We start from the raw sequence: 25,082 nt of genomic DNA, 5'->3' as shown, positions 1-25,082 counted from the left end.
ATGAAGTCGATACGACATCTCTGAGCCGTCAAAATGACTCCACCCCAACAGCTCGCAGCCTTCGCGCAGGTGGTCGAAACCCTGGCCCGGGACGAGCCCGACGAGGCCCGTTACCGACACCTGCTGGAGGCCGCACTGGCGCTTTTCCCCTGTGACGCCACTGCGCTGCTGCGTCTGGAAGGCGACACGCTGCAACCGCTGGCGGTGATCGGACTGAGCCATGACACGCTGGGGCGGCGCTTTCGCCTGCAGGACCACCCGCGCCTGCTGACACTGCTGCAGCGGCGCGGGCCGACGCGCCTGGCGGCCGACTGCCAGCTGCCCGACCCCTACGACGGGCTGGTCGAGGGGCGAACCGGCCAGCTCGAAGTGCACGACTGCATGGGTTGCCCGCTGTACGTCGACGAACATCCCTGGGGCCTGCTCACGCTGGATGCGCTGGACCCGCAGGCCTTCGGCGCGGTCGATCTGGAGCTGCTGGAGGCCTACGGCCGGTTGGCCAGCGCCGTCGTGGTCGCCGGCGAACGGATCAGCAGCCTCGCCCAGCAGGCACAGCGCGAGCAACAGCTGGCGCGCACCCTGGCGCAAGACCCGGCGCCGCTGCGCCAGCGCGAGCTGATCGGCCACAGCGCGCCCATGCGCCGCCTGCAGGCCGAGATCGACACGGTTGCCGCCACCGACCTGACGGTGCTGATCAGCGGCGAGACCGGCGTCGGCAAGGAGCTGGTGGCGCAGGCCATCCACGCCCGCTCGCGCCGTGCGCAGCAGCCGCTGATCACCCTCAACTGCGCCGCCCTGCCGGACAACCTGGTCGAAAGCGAGCTGTTCGGCCACGTGCGCGGCGCCTTCACTGGCGCAGTGCGCGAGCGCTGCGGCAAGTTCGAACTGGCCGACGGCGGCACGCTGCTGCTGGACGAAATCGGCGAGCTGCCCATGGCCGTGCAGGCCAAGCTGCTGCGCGTGCTGCAAAGCGGCCAGTTGCAGCGCCTGGGCTCGGACCGCGAACACCACGTCGATGCGCGCGTGCTGGCCGCCACCAACCGCGATCTGGCGGCGGAAGTCCGCGCCGGGCGTTTTCGCGCCGACCTGTACCACCGGCTCGGTGCCTATCCACTCACCGTGCCGCCCCTGCGCGAGCGTGGCCGCGACGTGCTGCTGCTGGCCGGCGGCTTCCTGGAGGAAAACCGCGTGCGCCTGGGCCTGCGCGGCCTGCGCCTGGCCGCCGACGCGCAACAGGCCCTGCTGCACCAGCCCTGGCCCGGCAACGTGCGCGAGCTCGAACACCTGATCGGCCGGGCCGCCCTGCGCGCGCTGTCTCAGCAGCCGCAGCGCCCGCGCATCCTGACCGTGCATGCGCAGCATCTGGACCTGTCGCCGACGGCCAGCGCAGCGATCGACGATGCACCCGTCGACACGCCGCCCGCCCAGACCGGCCTGCGCCAGGCGGTCGCGGACCTGCAGCGACGCATGATCGAGCAGGCCCTGAGCCGCCACGCCGGCAACTGGGCCGCTGCCGCGCGCGAGCTCGGACAGGATCGGGGCAACCTGCAGCGTCTGGCCGGACGCCTCGGCCTGAAATGAGTCTGATCCGGCGATTCCGCGCAGCGTATTGACCGGCATCAAGCCGCCGCATCCGGCTTCTGGGCACGCGTCAACGTGCCAAATCGTCATCTCCCGATACTGGCCTGGCGCCGATTGCTCGTGCAGTCCGCGCCACAGCGCGGCACACGGTGTGCCGCCGTAACGGAGGTACCCAACCCATGACGATGATCCATGACGCCGGCCGCGTCGCCGCCCTCGGCCTGGTGCTCGCCGGCGCCGGCGCGGCCCAGTCCGCGGCGGCTTATGAAGCCGGTGACCTGCTGATCCGCGGCCGGGTGATCGCCGTCGATCCGCGCGAGAACAGCAGCACAGTGAAAAGCAGCGCCGCCGGCGCCATTCCGGGCAGCGGCGCCGGGCTTGATTCCAACATCACCCCGGAGCTGGATTTCACTTACATGCTGACGCCCGCCTGGGGTCTGGAGCTGATCCTGGCGTCCAGCGAACACGACGTCAGTGGCACCGGGTCGATCGCGGGCCTGGGCAAGCTGTTCGATGCGCGCACACTGCCGCCGACGCTCACCATGCAATACCACTTCAACACCAACGGCATCGTCCGCCCGTACGCCGGCATCGGCCTGAACTACACGCTGTTCTTCAACGAGGACGCCACGTCCGACTTCAAGACGGCGATGGGCGGCAAGGCCAGCGTGGAACTGAACGACTCCTGGGGCCTGGCCGGCAATGTCGGCGTGGACGTGGCCATCAACAAGGACTGGTTCGTCAACGCCGACGTCAAGTACATCGACATGGATACCACCGCCACCATCAAGACCAATGCCCTCGGGCGCCTGAAGGTGGACGTGGACATCGATCCTTGGGTGTACGGCATCGGCATCGGCCGACGCTTCTGAGCTTTCGGTCGCCGCCGGGCAACCCGCGGCGACCGCACGAATGGCGCCTCACGTGCGCCAGGTGTAAACGCTGGTCACGGCGTAGTTCCAAACCGCGCCGACCAGCACCCCGGACAGGGCCGACAGCAACCAGAAGGTCTGCCGGTCGAACAGGTAGGCCGCGATGCCCACGTTGGCAAAGGCGCCCACGCTGCAGGCCAGCACGAACGACAGCCAGCCGGTGAAGAAACGCCAACCGCGCCGGCGCCGGTCGCGATAGGTCAGGGAATTGTTCAGGACGTAGTTGAAGCCCATGGCCACCAGCGTGGCCAGCGCCTGCGCCGCCACAAAGCCCATGCCAAGGCCGCGAAACGCCAGCCCCAGCACGGCCAGATGCACCCCGACGCCCAGGCCACCGACGGCCGAGAAGGCGAGGAACCTGACCGGCACGAAACGCCCGACCAGCTTGTCCGCCAGCAGCATCAGGTAGTCCCACACCACCTTGCTGTCGAGCTTGCTGTGGCCGGCCTGACGCGCACGAAAGGTGTAGGGCAGCTCGGCAAAGCGCAGCGGCCGCGGCGCCGACGCGAACAGGTCGACCAGGATCTTGTAACCGATGGCCGACACGCCGTGGCGCAGGCAGTCCATCAGTGCCGGCCGGGTGAGCATGAAAAAGCCGCTCATCGGGTCGCTCAGGTCGGCCTTGAGCACGGCCCGGCTCAGGCGCGTTGCCAGGCGGCTGATGCCCTGACGCTGGCTGGAAAAGTCGCCGAGTCCGCCGCCGGCGACATGGCGGCTGCCGATGACGATATCGGTCCCGCCGCCGCGCAGGGTGTCCAACATGGCCGGCAGCAGCGCCGGATCGTGTTGCAGGTCGCCGTCCATGACCGCCACATACGGCGCCGACGAGGCCAGCATGCCCTCGATGCAGGCGCTGGCGAGGCCCCGGCGGCCGATCCGCTGCAGGCAGCGCACGCGCCGGTCGCGCTGCGCCATCGCCCGCGCCCGGTCGGCCGTGCCGTCGGGCGAATCGTCGTCCACGAACAGCAGTTCCCAGTCCACCCCGGCCAGCGCCTGTTCGACTTCCGCCACCACGGCGGCGAGGTTCCCCGCCTCGTTGAAGGTGGGCACTACGACGGTCAGTTCGGGCATCCAGGCGCGCTCTCGGGGGACTGCAAGGCGGCGGATTGTCGGTCATCGGGCCGCCCTTGATGGGGGCTTGCCGAACAAAACCGCGCCCGCGCGAGCCTGCGCCGGGCCGCCTGTACCCGATTCTGGCCTCAGCCGGTGCCTTGCATCAGCGCCAGCCAGCGCCGGTGCAGCACCATGGCTGCGCCCTCGTCCTCCAGGCTGGCGCCGCCAGGGGGCAAGTCCAGACCCAGCTCCTGCGCCAGTTCGGCATTGCCCACGCGCGCCAGGCCGCGCGAGAGATCACTCCAGCGCACGGCGCGACCGTTGCAGCCGATCTGGCGCTGGCGAAACTCGCTCAGATCGTCGGCCGTGGCCATGCCGCTGGCGTTGAAGAAATCCTCGTACTGGCGAATGCGGCGCAGGCGGTCGTCGGGTTCTTCGTCGCGCGGGGCGATGGCATGCGTGGTCACTTCGGTCAGGTCCACCGCCAGCGGCCGGATCACCCGCAGCTGCGAGGACATGTGGTCCAGCAGCAGCAGGTTGGGATAGATCAGCAGGTTGCGCAGGCGCCCGACCATCCAGCGCGCCGTGGCCTCGCCCAGGCGATCGCGGTACTCGTCGTAGCGGCTGAAATTGGGCCGGTCCTGCGGATTCGGCCAGTCGCCCCACAGCATCACGTGACCGCGGCCGAGGTCGAAGTAACCGCTGTGCTTCTGCCGGTCCACGCGGCCCAGCTGCATGGCGTGCACGGCGTCGCGCCCGGTGCCGCGGGCCCGCCGTCGATCCGCAGTGGCGATGTACGTGGCGTGCGTGGCATGCACGTGGTAGCCGTCGACGCCGCTTTCCAGTTGCAGCTTCCAGTTGCCAGGATAGGTGTACGTGGCCTGGCCGCGCAGCAGTTCCAGCCCCTCCTCGCTCTGGTCGACCAGCAGGTCGATGCAGCGGGCTGCCGGCCCCAGGTGGTCGCTGAGCGACGGCACCGCGGCGTTCAGGCTGGCGAAGATGAAGCCGCGGTAGCTGTCCACCCGCGCCAGCCGGCTGAGGCCATGCTGGCGCTTGTCGAACTGCGGCGGGTAGGCGCCGTCCTTTTCCTTGAGCACTGCGGCCAGCTCGCCATCGAGGTTGAAACACCAGCCGTGCGACGGGCAGCTGAAATCCGGCACGCTGCCCTGCGCCTCACGCAGCAGCGTGGCGCCATGGTGCGGACAGGCGTTGATGAAGGCGCCGACGTGACCACGCTCGTCGCGGCTGACGATGACCGGCTGGCGACCCAGGGTCAGGGTGACGAAATTGCCCGGATACGGAAGCTGGCTCTCGTGGGCCAGGTACAGCCAGCCGCCCTCGAAGATGCGTTCCAGTTCCAGGTCGAACAGTTCGGGGTCCGTGTACAGGCCGCGGTCGAGCCGGCGCACGCCATCCACGGGCCGTTCATCGACGTAGGCACTGAAACCCGAGAAACCCCGGCTTGTGCTTGGGCAGTCCATGACGAAGATCCCTGCCGGTCACGCGAAATCGACCTTCAGGGTGGCACGGGGTGTGCCGGCAGCCGTTGACGCCTGTCAAGGCGCAGGCGCTCAGCGGCAGGCTTCGCGCGCGGGCTCTTCCGGCTCGGCACCGGCCAGGGCGCGCAGCTCGGGCAGGTTCAGGATGTCGACCGCGCGGCCGTCGATGGCCAGCACCTGCGTATCCTGCAGGCGGCGCAGCAGGCGACTGACCGTTTCCGCCGCCAGGCCGAGGAAATTGGCAATGTCGATGCGCGCCATGGGCAACAGAAAACGCGTTGCCGAATAGCCGCGCTGCGAGAAACGCACCGACAGGCTCAGCAGCAGCACCGCCAGACGCCGCTCCGGCGCCTGCTTGCCCAACGACAGCAGTTGTTCCTCGCGCTTGGTGATCTCGCGGCTCATCAGGCGCAGCAACTGATGCTGCAGGGCCGGCACCTGGCGGGCGGTTTCCTCGAGGCGCTCGAACGGCACCTCGCACACGCTGACGGTTTCCAGCGTGCGGGCGCTGGCCGCGTGCACGCCCTGAGTCAAGCCGTCCAGGCCCAACAGCTCGCCCGGCAGGTGAAAGCCGATGATCTGCTCACTGCCGTCCTGACCGACGGTGAAGCTTTTGACCGCCCCGGACCTGGCCACGAAGATGGACGTAAACGGGTCGCCCTCGCGGAACAGATATTTGCCGCGCGGCAGCGGGCGCGAGCGGTGCACGATCTTCTCCAGCAGGTCGATGTCCGTGTCACTCACGCCCAGCGGCAGGCACAGCTCGTGCAGGCTGCAGCTACGGCAGGCACGCTGCATGTTGCGCAGGGACAGTGAGGTCTCGTTCACACCGCGAATCCTGATATCGGAATGAAGCGCGCAGTATGGCGCAAGCCCCCGCCGCCAGCGAATGACCCAGCCGCGCGGCGCGCCTTGTCCGGCTGCCATAATCACAACCCGACCGGGCATCCGGCCCGGCCTGCACCCTGCGGAGCGGCATCTTGAACGTGCTTGCCCATGCGCTGATCGCCCAGCAAGCCGGTTGCTCGCTGGTCGGCAACCTGCTGGGTGATTTCGTGCGCGGCGCTCCGCCGCCGCATTACCCGCCCGCCTGGCAGGACGGCATCCGCCTGCACCGCCGCATCGACGGCTTTGTCGATCGCCATGCCGCCTCCGCCCGCAGCGTGGCGCGCCTGCCGGCCGAGCAGCGGCGCTGGGCGCGGGTGGCGCTGGATGTCTATTACGACCATCTGCTGGCCTGCGACTGGGCGCGCTACAGCAGCGTGCCGCTGGCGCGGTTCGCCGCCGGCGTATATGCGACGCTCGATGAGCACCACCCTGCCCTGCCGCCGAATCTGGTGCGGTTTGCCGGCTTCATGGCCAGCCGCGACCTGCTCGCCGGCTATCGCGAGCCGGCGGTCATCGCCGAAGTCCTGGCGCGCATGGCCGGCCGGGTTCGCCGGCCCAATACCCTGGCCAATGTGTTCCCCGACCTGGCCGCGGCCCGCGACGGCATCGCGCAGGATTTCTCGCAGCTGTTCCCGGCCACGCTGGCCTTCGCGCGCAGCGAGGTCGTCGCGCGCTGCGTGCAGCCGGCGGCCTGAAAACACCCGATCCGCGCGCCGGAGCGGCTCTGGCCGCGCAGCTTCGGGCATCATAGCCAGCCGGCCGCACAGCGGGATTCGCGCCTGAAAAGGCGCAGCGACGGATTCCCGGGCCGGCCAACCATCCGGAGTTGCCCGTGTCACGCATGATTCCCGACCTGGAAGGCCATTTTCGCCGCCAGACCCGGCCCCAGCGGGCCGAGCTGACGCAGGTGGCGATTGCCGCTGCCGCCGACGGCATCCCCACCATCGGGCCGCTGTTGGGCAACCTGCTGGCCCTGCTGGCGCAGTTCGGTGGTGCGCGGCGCGTGCTCGATCTTGGCGCCGGCAACGGCTACTCGACCCTGTATCTGGCCGACGGCATGGCCGGCGAGGGCGAAATCGTGGCCCTCGAAAGCGATCCGCGCCGGGCCGTGGCAGCCCGCCAGAACCTGGCCGGCTGCGGCGTGAAAACCAACGTGCTGATCGGCGCCGCGCAGGAAGTACTGCCGGGCCTGGTCGCCCCGTTCGACCTGATCCTGCTCGACATCGACAAGGCCGATTACCTGTACGCGCTGGAGCACTGCGCCCGGCTGCTGCGCCCCGGCGGCCTGCTGGTGGCCGACAACACCGGCTTTGCCGATGCCGAGCCGTTCAACGCCGCGCTGGTCGCCGACCCGCGCTTTCGCAGCGTGAACCTGCTGTGCCTGCTGCCGGGGCACAGCCCGGAGCAGGACGGCGTGGCGCTGGCCGTGCGCCTGTAAACGATCTCGGCACGACATGTGCCTGCTGGTGCTGGCCTGGCGCGTGCTGGAAGACTGCCCGCTGCTGCTGGCGGCCAACCGGGACGAACTCTACGAGCGCCCGGCCGCACCGGCGCAGTTCTGGCCGGAGGCGCCGCAGCTGCTGGCCGGTCGCGACCTGCTGGCCGGCGGCACCTGGCTTGGCGTAACCCGCGACGGGCGCTTTGCCGCCGTGACCAATTACCGCGAGGCGCGAACCGTCACGCCGCCGCCCCGTTCGCGCGGCGAACTGGCGCGCGATTACCTGCTGGGCGGAACCCGCGCCAGCGAGTACGTGCAGTCGCTGCCGGCGCACGCTGCCGATTACGCCGGCTTCAACCTGCTGTGCGGCGACCGCCAGTCGCTGTGGTGGTACAGCAATCGGGGCGGCCCACCGCGCCAGCTCGCGCCCGGTATCTACGGACTTTCAAACGACCAGCTCGACACGCCGTGGCCAAAAGTGCAGGCCAGCAAGGCGACCCTGGCCGGGCTGTGCAAGGACGGCGCGCCGCCGGCCGATGCGTTGCTGGAACTGCTGCAGGACCGGCGTACCCATCCTGCAAGCGCCGACCCGGCGATTGGCCTGGACACGACCCTGGCGCAGGCACTGTCGGCCATCTTCATAGAGACCCCGCGCTACGGCACCCGCTGCTCGACCGTGCTGCGCATCAGCGCCGAGGCACGGGTGGAGTTGGTCGAACGCCGCCACGCGCCCAAACGCGGCGAGTCGCAGTTTCGTTTTCCGCTGCAAGAATCGAGGACATACCCAGCATGAGCATCTGGCGCCCCGGCCTGACGGTCGAGCAACTGAACGCGCCGCGCATCGGCGGCAGCATGGCCTGGCACCTTGGCATGCGCTTCACCGAAGTCGGCCCGGATTACCTGAAAGCGACCCTGCCGGTGAACGAATTCACCCGCCAGCCGGCCGGCATCCTGCACGGTGGTGCCAACGTGGTACTGGCCGAGACCATCGGCTCGGTCGCGTCCGGCGTGCTGGCCGGGCACGAGGGCATGCGCCACGTCGGCCTGGAAGTGAACGCCAACCACCTGCGCAGCGTTGCCGACGGCGTGGTGACCGGCACCGTGCGCCCCATCCATACCGGCAGAACCACGCAAATCTGGGACATCCGGATCGAAGACGAGGCGGGTAGAATCAGTTGCGTGTCCCGCCTCACCGTGATGACCATAGGTGCGCGCTGAGGCCGATACCGTTTTCCGTATTCATTTCCCCCACTTCCGAGGAGCGCTCCATGAGCATCAAAGTTGGCGACAAGATTCCCTCCGTAACCCTGACGCAGATGACTGCCGAAGGCCCCAAGCCGATTTCCACCGACGACGTGTTCGCCGGCAAGAAGGTTGTGCTGTTTGCCGTGCCGGGCGCCTTCACGCCCCTGTGCTCGGGCCAGCACCTGCCCGGCTACGTGAAGCTGGCCGACCAGTTCAAGGCCAAGGGCGTGGACCAGATCGTGTGCGTATCCGTGAACGACGCCTTCGTGATGGGCGCCTGGGCCAAGGACCAGCAGGTCGGCGACAAGGCCCTGCTGCTGGCCGACGGCAATGCCGATTTCGCCAAGGCCATGGGCCTGGAGCTGGACGGCAGCGGCTTTGGCATGGGCGCGCGCTCGCAGCGTTACGCGCTGATCGCCGAAAACGGTGTGGTCAAGCACCTGGGCGTCGAGGAAGGCCGCACCTTCGAGGCCAGCAAGGCCGAGACGATTCTGGCCGCACTGTAAGCCGGCGTTTCCTGACGATGACCGGGGCGGCTTCGCAAGCCGCTTCGGTTCTCCGACCCGGCAGCTCGACAACGTGGTATGGATACGGACCTTCTCGATCAGGCCCGCCAACTGAGCCTGCAAGACCAGCTCGAGTTGGTCGAAGCGCTGTGGGACAGCATTGCCAAACGTAATGCCGCACCGCCGCCGACCGACGCGCAAAAGGCAGAACTCGATCGTCGGCTCGCTGATCACCTGGCGAACCCGCACGACGTGCTGGCCTGGAGTGATGTCAAGACGGCCGCGCTTGCCCGCATCGGGCGATGACGCTGCCGGTCACGTTTGGTCGCGCCGCTTATGCAGAATTCATCGAGGCCGTCGCCTGGTACGAGGCGCAGCGCCCCGGCCTTGGCGGCGAGTTCATCGCCCAGATCGAGCGCTGCGTCCTGCTCGCCGCCGCGCAACCGCGGCGGTATGCCGTGGCCGGGTCGTCGCCAACCGGTTTCCGTACAGCATTTACTTTCGCGCGCAGGTAAAGCGGATTGTCGTGCTGGCGGTTTTTCACAGCAGCCGAGACCCGGCAACCTGGCAACGGCGCGAGGGCTGATTTCGAACGCCCTGTCCGCGGCACCCAATAACTAACCAACACACCGCTGGCCACGCCGCGGCATTAAGGAGGAGACCCCATGGATTTCGCCTTCACCGACGAGCAGCTCGCCATCCGCGAGGCGGTCAGCCGCTACGGGGCCGAGCGCCTGGCGCCCGGCTACATGCAGCGCGAGAAGACCGGCTTCGAGCCCGGCCTGATCCAGGAGATGGGCGGCCTGGGCTACATCGCCCCGGAAATGCCGGAGGATATGGGCGGCGCCGGGCTGGACGCCGTAACCGCCGGCCTGATCGTGGAGGAAATCGCCCGCCACGACTTCAACGTCTCCTACGTGCAGCTGATGGGCTCGCTGTGCGCCACCATCCTCACCCGCCATGCGCAGCCGGACCTGGCGCGCGAGGTGGTCGGCCAGATCTGCCGCGGCGAGGCGCTGGTCGGGCTCGGCCTGACCGAGCCGGGCGGCGGCTCGGACGCGGCGAATCTGAAGCTGCGCGCCACCCGCAGGGGCGATGTCTACGTCCTGAAGGGCGAGAAGGCCTCCGCCTCGTTCGCCGCCCACATGCACAAGATCGTCGTGTTCGCCCGCACCGGCAGCCAGGAAGATCGCGCCAAGGGCATCAGCGCCTTCCTGGTCGACATGGACAGCCCCGGCATCAGCCGCTTGCCGTATGACGATCTGGGCACCCGTGCGGTCGGCCGCGGCTCGGTGTTCTTCGATGACGTGGAAGTGCCGGCCGGGCGCATGCTGGGCGACGAGAATCGCGGCTTCGGGCAGGTCATGGCCGGCTTCGATTACAGCCGCGGGCTGATCGGCCTGCAGTGCCTGGGCGCCGCCCGGGCATCGCTGGAGGAAACCTGGGCCTACGTCACCGAGCGCGAGGCCTTCGGCCGGCCGCTGGCCAAGTTCCAGGGCGTCACCGAACCGCTGGCCGAGTTCGAGACGCTGCTGGAAGCCTGCCGCCTGCTGTGCTTCAAGACCCTGTGGCTGCGCGACCGCGGCCTGCCGCACACGTCCGAGGCGGCCATGGTCAAGTGGTGGGCGCCCAAGCTGGCCTTCGACGTCATCCACCAGTGCCTGATCACCAATGGCCATTACGGCTACAGCACCGACCTGCCCCACCAGCAGCGCCTGCGGGACGTGCTGGGCCTGCAGATTGGCGACGGCACGGCCCAGATCCAGAAAATGATCATCGCGCGCGAGAAGGTCGGCCGCGTGGCGGTGCCCTATGCCTGAAGCGAACGCGGATTCGGGCACTGTCGTCGCCGTCAGCCGACACGGCGCGACGGCCGTACTGGAACTGGCCCGGCCGGAAAAATTCAATTGCCTGAACAGCGCCGTGCACCGGGCCATCGAGGCCGCACTGGATGCGGCCGAAGCGGACCCCACCTGCCGCGCGCTGCTGATCGCCGCCCAGGGCAAGCACTTTTGCACCGGTGCCGATCTGGCCGAGGTGCAGGCCCTGCGCGCCGCCGGCCGCTTCGACGAATTCATCGCGCTCGGTCACCGCGTTTTGTGCCGGCTGGAGGCCTCGCCGCTGCCGGTGGTCATCGCCGTGCAGGGCCTGTGCCTGGCCGGCGGCCTGGAACTGGCGCTGGCCGGCGACGTCATTCTGGCCGCCGAGGGCGCCAAGCTGGGCGATCAGCACGCGCAGTTCGGGCTGGTGCCCGGCTGGGGCGGCAGCCAGCGTCTGCCGCGGCGGGTCGGCCCGGCGCGCGCGCTCGACCTGATGTTCTCGGCCCGCTGGCTGGCAGCGAACGAGGCGCAGGACTGGGGCCTGGTGACGCAGGTCATCCCGGACGCCCAGCTGCGCGAACGGGCGCTCGATTACTGCACTGCGCTCGCCAGCCGCAGCCGGCCGGGTCTGGCCGCCATGAAACGCCTGGCCCGCGAAGGCGCCGACCTGCCGCTGGCCGACGCGCTGGCGCTGGAACAACGCCTGGCCCTGGAAGCCATGGCCGGACCGGATGTGGACGAGGGCCTGGCGGCTTTCGGCGAGCGTCGCCCGCCAAGGTTCTGAGAAACGGGGCGCTGTCTTGGCGAGCACTACCTCACAAGCCCGCCGTCTCTTGCGAACTGACTCTTCGTTAACGCACCCGATAAATATTACTTAGGGAAACGCTGAAGTATTCAGCGTTTCCCTAAGCCACTTGCCGCCGATGACCTTGTGAACCCGCACCACGCTGCGGGACACCACCACAGCCGGTCGAGCGTTTCGCCTTCCATGCCGACCACCTCGCCCACCACTTGCAAATCCGCGGGCTGTTGACGTTGTCGACCCAGCACTCGTTGCCGGTGTTCTACGGCGGATCGATGTGGCTGCACATCAGCTTGCCGACATAGCGCAGAAGCAAGGCTTTCAGCGCGCGCAGGTTGCCAGGCGCGTCCGTGCGCCTCACCCCTTGGGCCGGTCCGAGGCCTGCCAGTCGGGTCCGGGAACGGACGAATCGATCGGCAAGTATGAAACCGCGCTCCCCACGCGGTGGCATGCCCGGCTTCCGTCGCCACCGGAAGTGGCCAAAAGCCAAGCCCCGCATGGTTTTGCAGGTCGACGACGGCGAAAAAAGCGTATGCTTGCGTCGACTTTTTCAGGCCAGGCATCAAGCGACGTCCTTAACGTGTTGTCTTCGCTGGAAAAAATCTATTCGGTTGCGCAGTCGCGGCAGATGGACCGAGCCGCGGCGCAGCAAGCCGCGTGCAGCGGTAGCGTGTTGATGGAGCGCGCCGGTGCGGCTGCGTTCGCGTTTCTGCGCAGCCGCTGGCCGCAGGCGCTGCGCCTGGCCGTGCTGTGCGGGGCCGGCAACAACGGCGGCGACGGCTACGTGCTGGCGCGGCTGGCGCGGCTGGCCGGGCGGCCGGTGCGCCTGGCCGCGGTGGCCGGTCTGCCGCGCCCCGGCAGCGAGGCAGACACGGCCCGGCAGTGGTTCATCGCCTGCGGCGGCGCCGAGGAAGACGTTTCAGTCGCCATGCTGGCGCAGGCCGATGTGGTGGTCGATGCGCTGCTGGGCACGGGTCTGGACCGCCCGCCCGTGGGTGCAGTCGCGGATGCCATTGCCGACATCAATGCCAGCGGCCGGCCGGTGCTGGCCCTGGATGTGCCAAGCGGGCTGAACGCCGATACCGGCCAGGCGCCGGGCGCGGTGGTGCGTGCCGATGCCACGGTCAGCTTCGTGGCCCGCAAGCAGGGTCTGTACACCGGCGTGGCGCGCGACTGTTGCGGGCAGTTGGTTTTCGATGATCTGGGCGTGCCGGAGCTGGCCGTGGAACAGGCCGGCGAGGCGCCGGCCGTGCTGCTCGACCTGCCGCATTTGCGCGCTGCCTTTCTGCCGCCGCGCCGCCGCGGCGCGCACAAGGGCGACTTCGGTCACGTGCTGGTGATCGGCGGCGATCACGGCTACGGCGGCGCGGTGCGCCTGGCCGGCGAGGCGGCGGCACGCGCCGGTGCCGGCCTGACCAGCGTGGCGACGCGCCCGGCGCACGTGCCGGCGCTGATCGCCGGTCGGCCGGAGCTGATGGCGCGCGGTGTCGACACCGCCGCCGATCTGGCGCCGCTGCTGGCGCGCGCCAGCGTGCTGGCGGTCGGGCCGGGTCTGGGGCAGGGCGATTTCGGCCGCGCGCTGTTCGGGGCGGCGCTCGACAGCGGTCTGCCGCTGGTGGTGGACGCCGACGCGCTCAATCTGCTGGCCGCCGCGCCCGAGCGGCGCGAGAACTGGATTCTGACGCCGCACCCCGGCGAGGCGGCGCGCCTGCTGGGTATCGCCACCGCACAGGTGGAGGCCGACCGCTACGCCACCGTGCGCGCCGTGCAGGCCCGCTTCGGCGGCGTGGTGCTGCTCAAGGGCGCCGGCACGCTGGTGTGCGACGGCCAGGCGCCGATCGCCGTGGTGCCGTACGGCAATCCGGGCATGGCCAGCGGCGGCATGGGCGATGTGCTGACCGGCCTGATCGCCGCGCTGTGGGCGCAGGGCCTGCCGGCGCTGGCAGCGGCGGCGCTGGGCGCCTGCCTGCATGGCGCGGCGGCCGATGCCGTGGCGGCGCGACGCGGCGAGCGCGGCCTGCTGGCCGGGGATGTGTCGGACGCCTTGCCGCCATTGCTCAACGGAACGGACGATGGAGCGCACCTGGGTGCTTGAGAACGAAGCCGCGCAGCTGGATCTGGGCGCCCGCCTGGCGCAGGCGTTGCCGGAATCCCTGTGCGTCTACCTGCGAGGCCCGCTGGGTGCCGGCAAGACCACGCTGGTGCGCGGCGTGCTGCGGGCGCTCGGCCACGCCGGCCCGGTGCGCAGCCCGACCTACACGATTCTGGAAACCTACGCCGTGGCGCGCGGCGAGGTCTGCCATCTGGACCTGTATCGCCTCGGCAGCGCCGAGGAACTGGAAGACATCGGCGCCCGCGAGCTGTTCGACGGGCGGCACGTCTGCTTCGTGGAATGGCCCGAGCGCGGCGCCGGCTGGCTGCCGCAGGCCGACCTGGAACTGGACATCGACATGGCCGGCAGTGGCCGCCGGGTGCAGGCCCGCGCGCACAGCCCCGCCGGCGAATCGCTACTGGAATCGATGGCATGAACACACGTGCTGGAACCGCCAACAAGCCCGCCGGGGGGTTGTCGTTCAACAACCGGATGGGAGCCCAGCCATGCCGGGCGATGGCTTCGGGGCTTGGATCGCGCAGCGCTGCTGCGCTCCTACAGGGCGGGTATCGCCAGTCCACTGGCCGCCTGGGGCAATTGTTCGCGGCTGCCTTTGTTGTGTGCCTGCTGGCGCTGTCGCCGCTGGCCGGTTTCGCGGGCGAGCTGCGCGGCGTGCAGTACGCGCCGGTGGCCGGCGGCACGCGGCTGACGCTGAATCTGAGCGCACCCACCGCGGTGCGCGTGTTCAGCCTGAAGGCACCGGAGCGGCTGGTGGTCGACCTGCCGGCGACCACGCTGCGCGGCGCATTGGCCGCGCCGCCCGGCGGCACGCTGCGCGCCGTGCGCACCGGCCCGCAGGCAGGCGGCGGACTGCGGGTGGTGTTCGACCTGGCCACGCCGGTGCAGTGGCGCCACGCCACGCTGCCGGCCGGTGGCGGCCAGGGGCCGCGAGTGCAGATCGACGTGCTGGGCGGCAAGGCGGCGCTGGCGCCGGTGGTGGCGCGCGCGCCGGCCAAGGCGCCCCGGCCGGCCTCGGCACCGGTTGTTGCCAAGCCAGCCAATGCGGTCGCGATTGCCAAAACCGCTCCGCAGGTCACCAAACAGCCCGCTACGCCGGTTGCTCCACGGCCCGAGCCAGCGGTTGCCACGGCGGCGGCTGTGCCCAGCGCCGCCGCTGCGCCGGTGCTGCGCGCCAAGTCGGCCGGCGCCGTGACGGTGGTGATCGACGCCGGCCACGGCGGCCACGACGTGGGGGCGGTCGGCCCCGGCCGCCTGTACGAGAAAACCGTCACCCTGGCCATTGCCCGGGAACTGGCCGCGCAGATCAACGCCAGGCCGGGCATGCGCGCCGTGCTCACACGCAGCGACGACCGGTTCCTGGAACTGCGCCAGCGCACCGCCGTGGCGCACAAGCACAAGGCCGACCTGTTCGTTTCGATACACGCCGACGCCGTGGCCAAGGGCACGGCGCGCGGTTCGAGCGTCTACGCGCTGTCCGAGCACGGCGCCACCAGCGAGGCGGCGCGTCTGCTGGCGGCGCGCGAGAACGCGGCCGGCCTGGCGCCGGGCCTGGCCGATGCGGGCCAGGACAAGGTGCTGCGCTCGGTGCTGCTGGACCTGTCGCAGAACGCCACCACCGAGAGTAGTCTTCGTCTGGCCGACCGCCTGTTGGACCGTATCGCCGACGTGAACAAATTGCACCGCTCGGACGTGCAACAGGCCGGCTTCATGGTCCTCAAATCACCGCAGGTACCCTCGGTGCTGGTCGAAACCGCCTTCATTTCCTCGCCCGACGAGGCCCGCAAGCTGGCCGATCCGGCTTTCCGCCGCCGCATGGCCACGGCACTGGCGGCCGGTATCCGCGATTACCTGCAAACCGAGCCGCGCCTGCGCCAGGCGCTGGCCGATGCGGAAACCGGCCGCACGCCGGCCCTGCGCCGCGCGGATGACGGCAGCTGAGGCGCCGCGCCGGCCGATCCGCGAACTGCCGGCGCAACTGGCCAACCAGATCGCCGCCGGCGAGGTGGTCGAGCGGCCGGCCTCGATCGTCAAGGAATTGCTGGAGAACGCCCTCGACGCCGGGGCCCGGCGCATCGAGGTCACGCTGGAGCAGGGCGGCGTCGGCCTGATCCGCGTGCGCGACGACGGCGGCGGCATTCCGGCCGAGGAGCTGCCGCTGGCGCTGCGCCGCCATGCCACCAGCAAGCTGGCCAGCAGCGGCGAGCTGATGCGCATCCGCACGCTGGGCTTTCGCGGCGAGGCGCTGCCCAGCATCGCCTCCGTGGCGCGCCTGGACCTGGCATCGGCGCCGGCCGGCGCGCCCGCGGCGCAGTTGCTGCATGGCCAATCCGAGCCGTCGCCGGCGGCGCATCCGCCCGGCACCACCGTGACCGTGCGCGACCTGTTCTACAACCTGCCGGCGCGGCGCAAGTTCCTGCGCGCCGAGAAGACCGAGTTCCAGCACGCCGACGAACTGCTGCGCCGCCTGGCGCTGGCGCGTTTCGACGTCGGTCTTGCCTGGTCGCACAACGGCAAGCCGGTGCAGCAACTGCAGCCGGCGCTGGATCTGCCGGCCCGCGAACAGCGCCTGGCACGCCTGTGCGGGCAGGCCTTCGTGGATGCCGCGCTGCGGCTGGACTTTCCGGCCGGCGAGCTGCGCCTGTCCGGCTGGGCGGCGCTGCCGACCTTCTCGCGCGCCGCGGCAGACCTGCAGCACTGGTACGTCAACGGCCGCCTGGTGCGCGACAAGCTGCTCACCCATGCCGCGCGCCAGGCCTATCAGGACGTGCTCTACCACGGTCGCCAGCCGGCCTATGTGCTGTACCTGGACCTGCCGGCCGAACTGGTGGACGTGAACGTGCATCCGGCCAAGGCCGAGGTGCGTTTTCGCGACAGCCGCGCGGTGCACGACCTGGTGCGTCGGGGTCTGCGCGAGGTGATCGCCAGCGGCAGCCGCGCCGGCGGGCAGGGGCTGGATGCCGCGCCTGGGACCGGATCGGCGCCCGTTCCGACCAGCGGCTTTGCCGGCAGCCCATCCCGGCTCTGGGAAGCGAATGCCCCCCGCCTGTCGACCGGTCAGGTGGCCGAACAGCTCGCGGCGTACACACAGCTGGCACGTGGCGCGGCGCAGGATGCCGCGGGCGCCGCTGTGGCATTGCCAGCCGATGGCGAGCAGCCGCTCGGCCGGCCGCTGGCGCAGCTGATGGGCATCTACATCCTGGCGCAGGGCGCGCGCGGCCTGGTACTGGTCGACATGCACGCCGCGCACGAGCGCATCACCTACGAGCGCCTGCGCGCCGCCCACGCCAGCGGGCGCATCGTCAGTCAACCACTGTTGGTGCCGCTGACGCTGCACTTGGGTGCCGCCGATGTGGCGGCGGTAGAGCAACACGCCGAACTGTGGCCGCAGCTGGGCCTGGAGCTGGCCGTGCTGGGGCCGGACACGCTGGCCGTGCGCGAGGTGCCGGCGCTGCTGGCCGGCGGCGACGTGGCCGCGCTGGTGCGCGACATCCTGGCCGAGCTGCGCGAGCACGGCCGCAGCACGCGCGTGCAGGAGCATATCGACGCCCTGCTGTCGGGCATGGCCTGCCACGGCTCGGTGCGCGCCGGACGCCAATTGTCGCTGGCCGAAATGGACGCGCTGCTGCGCGACATGGAACGCACTGAACGCAGCGGCCAATGCAGCCACGGCCGCCCAACCTGGGTGGAATTACCGCTGGCGGAGCTGGACCGCCTGTTCCTGCGCGGGCGCTGAGCCGCCCCCAGCGGCGCGGCGTGCAAGCGGTACTGCGCCCCCGGGGGGTCGGCCAACTTCAGCCGGTCGCGGTCTGGCGCTCAATGTTCCGGCGCGGCGACCGATAAACCGTGTCAGACCATCGGCGCCAACGCGGCAAGCGGGGCGCTGTGGGGTGCCGTCGGCTCGGTGGGTGAACTACCCACAGCCGGCAAGCCGGCCTTCGCTGCCCGCAGGCAAAGGATTGACCAAGGATGGAGAAACCCTGCATCACCGGACCGTCCGCCTTCGACGACTGGCTGCGCAGCAACCCGGACCCGGTGGCGATCGCACGCGGCGTGACCCTGCAGGACATCCGCCTGCTGCGCTGGAACGACGCTTTCGCGACCCTGCTGGGAATGCGGGAGGATGCCGATCCGGCGCCGCGATTCGCCGCCGCGCTGACCCGCATGGCCCAGCTCGATGGGCAACAGGAACACGCTTTCGTTGCGGCCAATCGGGAGGCGCTGCGTGCCGGCCGTACCAAGACCCGCTGGGAGTTTCTGGACCCGGCCGGCAAACGGCTGAGCGCCGAGGTGGAACTGACGGCCCTGCCGTCGCTTGCGCCGGATGTGTACTGCGTACACATCCGCGACATCGGCGCCGTGATCGAAACCCAGGCCGAACTGGCCACCAGCGAGGCGCGCTTTCGCGATTTGTTCGAGGTCGCAGAGGATGCCTTCGGCTTCATCTCGATCGCCGGTGGCGAGCCGTGCTTCATCGACTGCAACGCCTATCTGGCGCGCCTGTATGGCGCCAGCGACAAGGCGCAGGTGATCGGCGCCACGCCGCTCGATTTCTCGCCGCCGGTGCAGCCGGATGGCAGGTCGTCGGTCGATCGCTCGCGAATGGAGTCCGAACGGGCGCTGGAAAAGGGCTTTGCCCGCTTCGACTGGTACTCGCTGCGCCTGGACGGAACGCCGTTCTGGCTGGACGTGGCGCTGACCATCCAGCCGTCCTGGGGCACGGGCGTGCTGCATTTCTCCGGCCGCGACATCACTGACCGCAAACACGCCGAACAGACGCTCGCCCGGGCCGAGGAGCTGGCCAGGGTAACGTTGCAATCGATCGGCGACGGCGTCATCACCACCGATGCCGAGGGCCGCGTTACGGCGCTGAACCCGATCGCCGAGCGCCTGACCGGCTGGCCGCAGATCGAAGCCCTCGACCGGCCGGTCGGCGAGGTGTTTCGCCTGGTGCACGAAGACAGCCGCCGGCCGGTCGACAATCCGCTGCTGCGCTGCATCGCCGAAGATCAGGCGATCGACCTGCCGGGCACCGCCGTCCTGCTGAACCGCGACGGGGTCGAGTATCAAGTGGAAGATTCGGCGGCGCCCATTCATCTGCCCGACGGCACGCTGGCCGGCGCGGTGATCGTGTTTCGCGACGTGACCGACACCCGGCGCCTGGCGGACGAGATCTCCCACCAGGCGCGGCACGACCCGCTGACCGGCCTGCCCAACCGGCGCGAGTTCGAACACCGGCTGGGCGAACTGCTGGAGCAAGCGCGCCGGACCGATGCCGTGCATGCCCTGTGTTACGTGGATCTGGACCAGTTCAAGGTGGTCAACGACGGCTGCGGCCACACGGCCGGCGACCAGCTGCTGGCCGAACTGGCCACCCTGCTGCAGCACCGGATCCGCCGCGGTGACCTGCTGGCGCGCCTCGGCGGCGACGAATTCGGCTTGCTGCTGACCGACTGCCCGCCGGACAAGGCGACGCAGATCGCCCATGATTTGCTCGGCGCGATCGGCGATTTCCGCTTTCGCTGGGGGGAACGCAGCTTCACCGTGGGCGCCAGCATGGGCCTGGTGCCGGTCAGCGCCGGCGCGGCATCGGCCGCCGAACTGCTGACCGAGGCGGACCTTGCCTGTTACACGGCCAAGGACCTCGGGCGCAACCGCATCCATCTGTTCCGGCACGGTGATGCCGACCTGGCGCGCCGCCGCAGCGAAATGCAGTGGGCGACCGAGCTGCGCGACGCGCTGGATGAACAGCGCCTGCTGCTGTACGTGCAGCCGATCTGCGCGCTCGGCGAAGCCGACGGGCCGCCGTGGTACGAGGTGTTGCTGCGCCTGCGCCAGCGGGACGGGCGCATCGTGCTGCCGGGCGCCTTCCTGCCGGCCGCCGAACGCTTCGGACTGATGCCGTTGATCGACGGCTATGTGGTGTCACGCGCGATTGGGCACCTGCTGGCCTGCGGCCGGGCCGCCGGTGCGCGCCTGTCGGTGAACCTTTCCGGTCGCTCACTGGAGGACCCGGGCGTGATCGGCATGATCGAGGGCTACTTCGCCGATCCGGGCCATGTGTCCGGCCGGCTGTGCCTGGAACTGACCGAGACCACCGCCGTCGCCCATCTTGGCCGCACGCGCGAGTTCATCCACCGTCTGCGCGGCGCCGGCTGTCTGTTTGCGCTGGACGACTTTGGCACCGGCGTGTCGTCGTTCGCCTACCTGAAGCATCTGCCGGTGGATTACCTGAAGCTGGACGGCAGCTTCGTGCGCGACATCACCCGCGAACCGATCGACCGCGCCATGGTGGAGGCCATCCACCGGCTGTCGACCATCATGGGCTTTCAGACCATCGCCGAGTTCGTCGAGGACGCGGCGACGCTGGAGCTGCTGCGCACGATCGGCGTCAACTACGGGCAGGGCTTTTTGCTTGGCCGGCCGGCACCGATCGAATCGATGCTGGAGGGCATCCCGCAGTCGGCAATAGGCGCGGCCTGACGCGGCTGCCGGCTGCGTCAGGGCCGCTTCACGCCCGCCAGGCCACGTCGCAACACAGCACGCCCGGCGCGCCGGCCAGCGATGCCGTCACCGCCAGCGTGACACAGGCCACGCCGAAACCCCGTTGCAGGTAGGCGCGGCTGCGCTGCACCGAATCCGGATTGGCGACGGCGCGGGCAAAAAACCCGCGCCCGGACGCATCCGCGCCCGGCTGGTCCAGCAGCATCGCAAAGCGTGGCCGGCCCGCTCGGGCGCCCAGCAGGCTGTCGCTGCGCTGAATGCCATCGACATCGAGCCAGTAACAGCGCAGCAGTGAGATCTCATCGAGCATCGGGGCGGTCGCATCCGCCAGCGTGGCGCCGCCGGCCAGGCGCTGCGCGGCGGCGACCAGCTGCAGGCACCAGACATCGGGCCAGGATGACACCGGCGCGGCGCCGACCGGTGTCGACGATACAGCGCGCGGCATGTCGATGGGGATGATCTGGGCACGGTCGCGCAGAACAGGCGCCGGGAAGGCGAAGTGAAAGCCCTGCGCCAGGTCGCAGCCGACTTCCAGCGCGAGCATGGCCTCCTCGTAGGTCTCCACGCCCTCCATCAGCACCAGGGCGCCGCAGTCATGCAGGAATTCGACCAGACCGGGCAGCAGGCGGCGCTCCTCGTGACGGGCCAGGGCGGCCAGCAGCAGCTCGCGATCGAGCTTGACGATGTCGACGCCCAGCGACCACAGGCGCGTCAGGCTGGACAGCCCGACGCCGTAATCGTCGATCGCCACCAGGCAGCCGATTTGCCGGTAATGGGCCACCGCATCGGCCAGCGTATCGCCATCCTGCACACCGGACTCGGCGATTTCCACCACCACGCGCGCCGGATCGAAACCGCTTTTCTCCAGTATGTTGGCCAGGAATTCGCCATGCCGGCGGTGGCTCGCCACCACCAGCGGCGACACGTTCAGGAACAGCCAGCCGTCGGCCGTGCCGGCCTGGCCCTGAAAGTTGCGCAGGTGCAGCAGCCGGCACAGGGTGTCCAGTTCAACCAGGCCGGCCTCGTCCAGGCCGCCGCTGAAGAACCGGAACGGCGTCGCGCCCCGCCCGTCGGCATAGTCCAGACGAACCAGTCCCTCGTGGCCCACCACCCGGCCGGTGCTCAGCGTCACCACCGGCTGGAACACGCTCGACAGGCGCAGGCTGCGGAACTGGCCCTGCCAGACGCCGTCGTCGGCCTGGCTGGCCAGGGCCTCAAGATGGGAAAGCTGCGAGGCGGTACGCAGGTTCGACATGGCGTTTGGCACGCTCCAGTGAATGGCCACAGATCTGCCTGTCGGGCCTGGCTGGCGGCGGGTCGAGACGCACGCGACGGCATGCTCGCGTCGCGCGACGTCTAGGCACCGGCCCCTGAGCCAGGGCGTGACAGGTCACTACCTGGCCTTGTATCGGCCGTTCAGGCAGACGCTGAATGCCGCCGACGGTTTTCTATACCCCGGCGGAGCCGGGCACAACTGCCCCCCGATCGGAGAACTGTAGAGCCCGGCAGTGCCGGGCGATATCGCGCGGCACAGCCAGGCTCCCACTTAGCCGCCGAACATCCTGGCCAGGAAGGCGATCTCGTCGCCGATGCGCACGTCCAGGATCGCCGGTCGGCCCTCGCGTACCGCCGCCACGGCGCGACCGACGGCGGCGCGGATCTGCGTCGGATCCTCGACCTTCTCGCCGTGGCCGCCGAACATCACTGCCAGTTGGCTGTAGTCCGGGTTGGGCGCGATCGGCGAGCTGACGTGGTTGCGGTGGGTGACCGCGGCGCCTTTCGGGTACAGGAACTCGGTGCCCATCTGCATCGACCGATAGTGGCCGTTGTTGAAGATCACGGTCAGCATGCCCACGCCGTACTGCTGCGAGAAGCCGAGTGCCGCCAGGCCGGGGTTGTAGTTGTAGGTGCCGTCGCCGACGAAGGTGACCAGCAGCTTGTCCGGCAGCCCCACTGCGGCGCCCAAACCCATGCCCAGACCCAGGCCCAGGCCGCCGGACAGGGCGTTGATGAAATGGCCGGGCTTCAAGCGGTCCATCACGTTGATGATGGTGTGGTGGGACAGGATGGTCTCATCGATGATCACAGCGTCGTCCGGCAGGCAGGCGTTCAGTTCGTGGCACAAAAAGCGCGCGTCGATCGGCGTGGCGCCCGCGTTCTGCAGCGCATCCTCCCGCCACTGCGCGCGCCGCGCCACGCTGCGTTCCGCCCAGGCAGTCTGTCGCTGATCGGCGCCGGCCGTGGCGGTCGGGATCAGCTCCAGCAGCATGTCCACGGCGGCCATCACATCGCCCTGAATCTGCAGATCGGCCGTGAAACCGGTATATGGATCGCGCTCGCGCAACGGGTCCTGGGCGATGTTGATCAGCTTGGCGGCCGGCGGCGTCATGGCCGTCGGTGGGTACCACGGGCCGGGCGATTCGAGCATCAGCACCGCGTCGACGTCCTTCAGATAAGCCTGCGCATAGAAGCCGGCATGCAGCGCGTGATCGCGCGGGAAATTCACGAAACCCGGATGCTGGCCCTCCACCACGCCGGCACCCAGGCGCTCGGCCAACTGCACCAGGCGCGCCGCTTCGGCCGCCGTGCGGCAGGCGTTCTCGACGATGATCAGCGGGCTTTTGGCCGCCTTCAGCCAGCCGGCGGCTTGCTGCAGCGGCGCGCGATCCGCCTGCGGTGTGGCCGGAAAGGCATAGCGGGCCGGCGCCGGCAGCACCGCCGGCTGGTGCAGATGCTCGAACGGCAGCGACAGGAACACCGGCCCCTGCGGCGCGCCCATCGCCAGAGCACAGGCACGATGCACGGCGCCGGCCAGCACGGCCGGCGTGTTCAAACCAAAGCTCGACTTGGTAAACGAATCGACCAGCCGCGCCGGCCCGCCGTGGTCGGCCAGAAAGCGCCCCCATTGCGCACCGACCCAGGCGTCCGGACCCTCGCCGAAGGTGACCGACTCGCCGGCCAGCACCAGCAACGGAATCTGCTCGTGATAGGCGGCGCGGATGCCCATCGAGGCGTGCAGCGTGCCCACCGTGGCGTGCACCAGACACACGCCCAGCTTGCCGGTGGCCCGCGCGTAGCCCATGGCCTGGCCGATGGCCAGGTCCTCGTGGCGGGCGTTGTAATAGGTCGGCGCCGGCTGTTTTGCGGCCGCGCGCCGGGCCAGTGCCTCCCACAGCGGCGGCCATTCGGAGCCGGGCGAGGAGAAAATCGCCTCCACACCGTAACCGTTCAGGATGTCGATCAGGACTTCGGCGCCGTTGGGCTGGCTCATGGGGGTCTCCTCCGGGATGACTGTTACGGTCGGCTTACCGAAGCGGCGCCGCACCTGATGCGAATCATAGACCGCTCAACCGACCGAACGATCAGCAGGGGCCGCATGGTATTTTTCCGCCACAGCTCGCGATCGGAGGAACTGCCATGAATGCCCCGCACGCCTTGTCCGATTACGCCCACCTGGTGCAGCCCGACCGCGTGCACAGCGCCATTTATACGGATCCGGCCATCTTCGAGCAGGAGATGACACGCATCTTCCATCGCGCCTGGCTGTGCGTCGGCCACGAGGCGGAACTGCCCAATCCGGGCGACTTTCGCGCCACCACACTCGGGCGCCAGCCGGTCATCATGGTGCGCGGCGAGGACGGCCAGGTGCGCGTGTTCATGAACCGCTGCCGCCATCGCGGCATGACCGTGTGCGAAACGGAAACCGGCAACGCGCGTTTTTTCACCTGCTGGTACCACGGCTGGGTGTACCGCAACACCGGCCCGCTGCAGGACGTGCCCGGCCCCGCCGGCTACGGTGCGGACTTCCACAAGGAAGACTTTGGCCTGACGCTCGTGCCGCGCCAGGCCAGCTACCGCGGCTTCGTGTTTGCGAGTCTCGCCCCGACCGGTTCGACCCTGGCCGAACACCTCGGGCCGGCGGCGAAGTACCTGGACATCTACATGGACGCCTCGCCGGTCGGCGACATCGACGTCACCGCCGGCGTGCACCGCACGCGCTACCGCGGCAACTGGAAGTTCGTCGGCATGGACGGCTACCACCCGCACTACACGCACCGCTCGGTGCTCGACGCCTGGCGCCGGCGCTCCGGCGGCAACATGGCCGACACCCACCACGGCGATCCGTTCGCCGACGAGTCCGGCAACCTGACGCGCGACCTTGGCAACGGCCACGTGCTGCTGGATTTCCTGCCCGGACGCATGGGCAACCTGGACCGCTATCTGGCCACCCTGCGCAAGCTGCCGCAGGGCGAGGACTACATCCAGGCCATGCACACCGCCTACGGCGAGCAACGCGGCAACGAACTGCTGGCCTGGGCCGGCGACCCGCACGTCGGCATTTATCCGAACCTGCAACTGATCGGCGTGCAGATTCGCCTGGTGCGTCCGATCAGCGTGGACGAGACCGAGGTGCTGATGTTCCCCGGCCTGCTCAAGGGCGTGCCGGCCAGCGTCAACAGCCTGCGCCTGCGCCAGCACGAATCGTTCTACGGCCCGTCCGGCGCCGGCTCGCCGGACGACGCCGAACTGTTCGAGCGCAACCAGGAAGGCCTGCAGGCCAGCGTCGAACCCTGGCTGTATCTGGCGCGCGGCCTGAACCGCGAGCGCGTGGAGCCGGACGGCACGCGCGTCGGCCTGGTCGGCGACGAAACCACCCAGCGCGGCCAGTTGCGCGGGTGGGCGAAACTCATGGCGGAGGCCTGA

22 protein-coding genes are annotated in these 25,082 nt (G+C 69.6%); 17 read left to right on the top strand and 5 right to left on the bottom strand.

The window, feature by feature from the left end; translation table 11 throughout:
• Positions 1-33: 33 nt before the first annotated feature.
• Entirely contained in the window at positions 34-1,581 is a 1,548-nt protein-coding gene (norR, locus tag PG2T_RS11055) for a nitric oxide reductase transcriptional regulator NorR (RefSeq protein WP_068805285.1), read from the top strand.
• 179 nt (positions 1,582-1,760) lie between these two features.
• Positions 1,761-2,453 carry an OmpW/AlkL family protein gene (locus PG2T_RS11050; protein WP_068805282.1) on the top strand — a complete coding sequence of 231 codons (693 nt, stop codon included), beginning with the start codon at positions 1,761-1,763 and terminating at the stop codon, positions 2,451-2,453.
• Between the two features lie 48 nt (positions 2,454-2,501).
• Here the strand turns inward: PG2T_RS11050 and PG2T_RS11045 are convergent, their stop codons facing one another.
• The 3 genes from PG2T_RS11045 to fnr all read right to left on the bottom strand — a co-directional run bounded on the left by PG2T_RS11045 (position 2,502) and on the right by fnr (position 5,893).
• Positions 2,502-3,584 (bottom strand): glycosyltransferase, encoded by a 1,083-nt coding sequence (locus tag PG2T_RS11045; RefSeq protein WP_068805279.1) that lies wholly within the window; start codon positions 3,582-3,584, stop codon positions 2,502-2,504.
• Between the two features lie 128 nt (positions 3,585-3,712).
• Positions 3,713-5,047, bottom strand: coding sequence for an aromatic ring-hydroxylating oxygenase subunit alpha (locus PG2T_RS11040; protein WP_068805276.1), 1,335 nt, complete (start codon positions 5,045-5,047; stop codon positions 3,713-3,715).
• A gap of 90 nt (positions 5,048-5,137) precedes the next feature.
• Complete coding sequence (fnr, locus tag PG2T_RS11035) at positions 5,138-5,893, bottom strand: fumarate/nitrate reduction transcriptional regulator Fnr (protein WP_236953245.1); 756 nt, start codon at positions 5,891-5,893, stop codon at positions 5,138-5,140.
• Positions 5,894-6,051: 158 nt separating this feature from the next.
• On the opposite strand from fnr, the gene PG2T_RS11030 reads away from it, so the two are divergent.
• From PG2T_RS11030 to PG2T_RS10965, 14 genes are all read left to right on the top strand, one after another.
• Positions 6,052-6,648, top strand: a complete 597-nt coding sequence (locus PG2T_RS11030) for an acyl carrier protein phosphodiesterase (protein WP_236953341.1) — start codon at positions 6,052-6,054, stop codon at positions 6,646-6,648.
• Positions 6,649-6,794: 146 nt separating this feature from the next.
• Positions 6,795-7,391: an O-methyltransferase gene (locus tag PG2T_RS11025; RefSeq protein ID WP_068805269.1), complete on the top strand. Its 597-nt coding sequence runs from the start codon at positions 6,795-6,797 to the stop codon at positions 7,389-7,391.
• 16 nt (positions 7,392-7,407) lie between these two features.
• Complete coding sequence (locus PG2T_RS11020) at positions 7,408-8,184, top strand: NRDE family protein (RefSeq protein WP_068805266.1); 777 nt, start codon at positions 7,408-7,410, stop codon at positions 8,182-8,184.
• On the top strand, positions 8,181-8,609 hold the full coding sequence (locus PG2T_RS11015) for a hotdog fold thioesterase (protein WP_068805263.1): 429 nt from the start codon (positions 8,181-8,183) through the stop codon (positions 8,607-8,609). The genes PG2T_RS11020 and PG2T_RS11015 overlap by 4 nt, the downstream gene beginning before the upstream one ends.
• 50 nt (positions 8,610-8,659) lie before the next feature.
• Positions 8,660-9,142: a peroxiredoxin gene (locus PG2T_RS11010; protein WP_068805260.1), complete on the top strand. Its 483-nt coding sequence runs from the start codon at positions 8,660-8,662 to the stop codon at positions 9,140-9,142.
• A 78-nt stretch (positions 9,143-9,220) separates the two neighbouring features.
• On the top strand, positions 9,221-9,448 hold the full coding sequence (locus tag PG2T_RS11005) for an addiction module protein (protein ID WP_068805257.1): 228 nt from the start codon (positions 9,221-9,223) through the stop codon (positions 9,446-9,448).
• Entirely contained in the window at positions 9,445-9,657 is a 213-nt protein-coding gene (locus tag PG2T_RS11000) for a hypothetical protein (RefSeq protein WP_068805254.1), read from the top strand. Before PG2T_RS11005 ends, PG2T_RS11000 begins: the two co-directional genes overlap by 4 nt.
• Positions 9,658-9,807: 150 nt before the next feature.
• Positions 9,808-10,962 carry an acyl-CoA dehydrogenase family protein gene (locus tag PG2T_RS10995; RefSeq protein ID WP_068805251.1) on the top strand — a complete coding sequence of 385 codons (1,155 nt, stop codon included), beginning with the start codon at positions 9,808-9,810 and terminating at the stop codon, positions 10,960-10,962.
• Positions 10,955-11,746 (top strand): enoyl-CoA hydratase/isomerase family protein, encoded by a 792-nt coding sequence (locus PG2T_RS10990; protein WP_068805248.1) that lies wholly within the window; start codon positions 10,955-10,957, stop codon positions 11,744-11,746. The genes PG2T_RS10995 and PG2T_RS10990 overlap by 8 nt, the downstream gene beginning before the upstream one ends.
• Before the next feature lie 646 nt (positions 11,747-12,392).
• On the top strand, positions 12,393-13,859 hold the full coding sequence (locus tag PG2T_RS10985) for a bifunctional ADP-dependent NAD(P)H-hydrate dehydratase/NAD(P)H-hydrate epimerase (RefSeq protein ID WP_068808258.1): 1,467 nt from the start codon (positions 12,393-12,395) through the stop codon (positions 13,857-13,859).
• Positions 13,837-14,292 (top strand): tRNA (adenosine(37)-N6)-threonylcarbamoyltransferase complex ATPase subunit type 1 TsaE, encoded by a 456-nt coding sequence (gene tsaE, locus PG2T_RS10980; protein ID WP_068805245.1) that lies wholly within the window; start codon positions 13,837-13,839, stop codon positions 14,290-14,292. The genes PG2T_RS10985 and tsaE overlap by 23 nt, the downstream gene beginning before the upstream one ends.
• Positions 14,289-15,815: an N-acetylmuramoyl-L-alanine amidase gene (locus tag PG2T_RS10975; RefSeq protein ID WP_083214884.1), complete on the top strand. Its 1,527-nt coding sequence runs from the start codon at positions 14,289-14,291 to the stop codon at positions 15,813-15,815. Before tsaE ends, PG2T_RS10975 begins: the two co-directional genes overlap by 4 nt.
• Positions 15,802-17,610, top strand: coding sequence for a DNA mismatch repair endonuclease MutL (gene mutL / locus PG2T_RS10970; RefSeq protein WP_068808255.1), 1,809 nt, complete (start codon positions 15,802-15,804; stop codon positions 17,608-17,610). Before PG2T_RS10975 ends, mutL begins: the two co-directional genes overlap by 14 nt.
• A 233-nt stretch (positions 17,611-17,843) precedes the next feature.
• Positions 17,844-20,357 (top strand): bifunctional diguanylate cyclase/phosphodiesterase, encoded by a 2,514-nt coding sequence (locus tag PG2T_RS10965; RefSeq protein ID WP_083214883.1) that lies wholly within the window; start codon positions 17,844-17,846, stop codon positions 20,355-20,357.
• A 28-nt stretch (positions 20,358-20,385) separates the two neighbouring features.
• Here the strand turns inward: PG2T_RS10965 and PG2T_RS10960 are convergent, their stop codons facing one another.
• Positions 20,386-21,633 (bottom strand): EAL domain-containing protein, encoded by a 1,248-nt coding sequence (locus PG2T_RS10960; protein ID WP_068805241.1) that lies wholly within the window; start codon positions 21,631-21,633, stop codon positions 20,386-20,388.
• 291 nt (positions 21,634-21,924) lie between these two features.
• The gene (locus PG2T_RS10955; protein WP_068805238.1) at positions 21,925-23,649 is read right to left on the bottom strand and encodes a thiamine pyrophosphate-binding protein; all 1,725 of its coding nucleotides are present in this window, start codon (positions 23,647-23,649) and stop codon (positions 21,925-21,927) included.
• A gap of 146 nt (positions 23,650-23,795) precedes the next feature.
• Here PG2T_RS10955 and PG2T_RS10950 point away from each other — a divergent pair, with 146 nt between their 5' ends.
• On the top strand, positions 23,796-25,082 hold the full coding sequence (locus PG2T_RS10950) for an aromatic ring-hydroxylating oxygenase subunit alpha (protein ID WP_068805235.1): 1,287 nt from the start codon (positions 23,796-23,798) through the stop codon (positions 25,080-25,082).

Origin of the sequence: Immundisolibacter cernigliae (genome assembly GCF_001697225.1) — a bacterium.
GTDB classification, from domain to species: domain Bacteria; phylum Pseudomonadota; class Gammaproteobacteria; order Immundisolibacterales; family Immundisolibacteraceae; genus Immundisolibacter; species Immundisolibacter cernigliae.
Note: the sequence above shows the minus strand (reverse complement) of the source record. Positions and strands in the feature narration are given on the sequence as shown.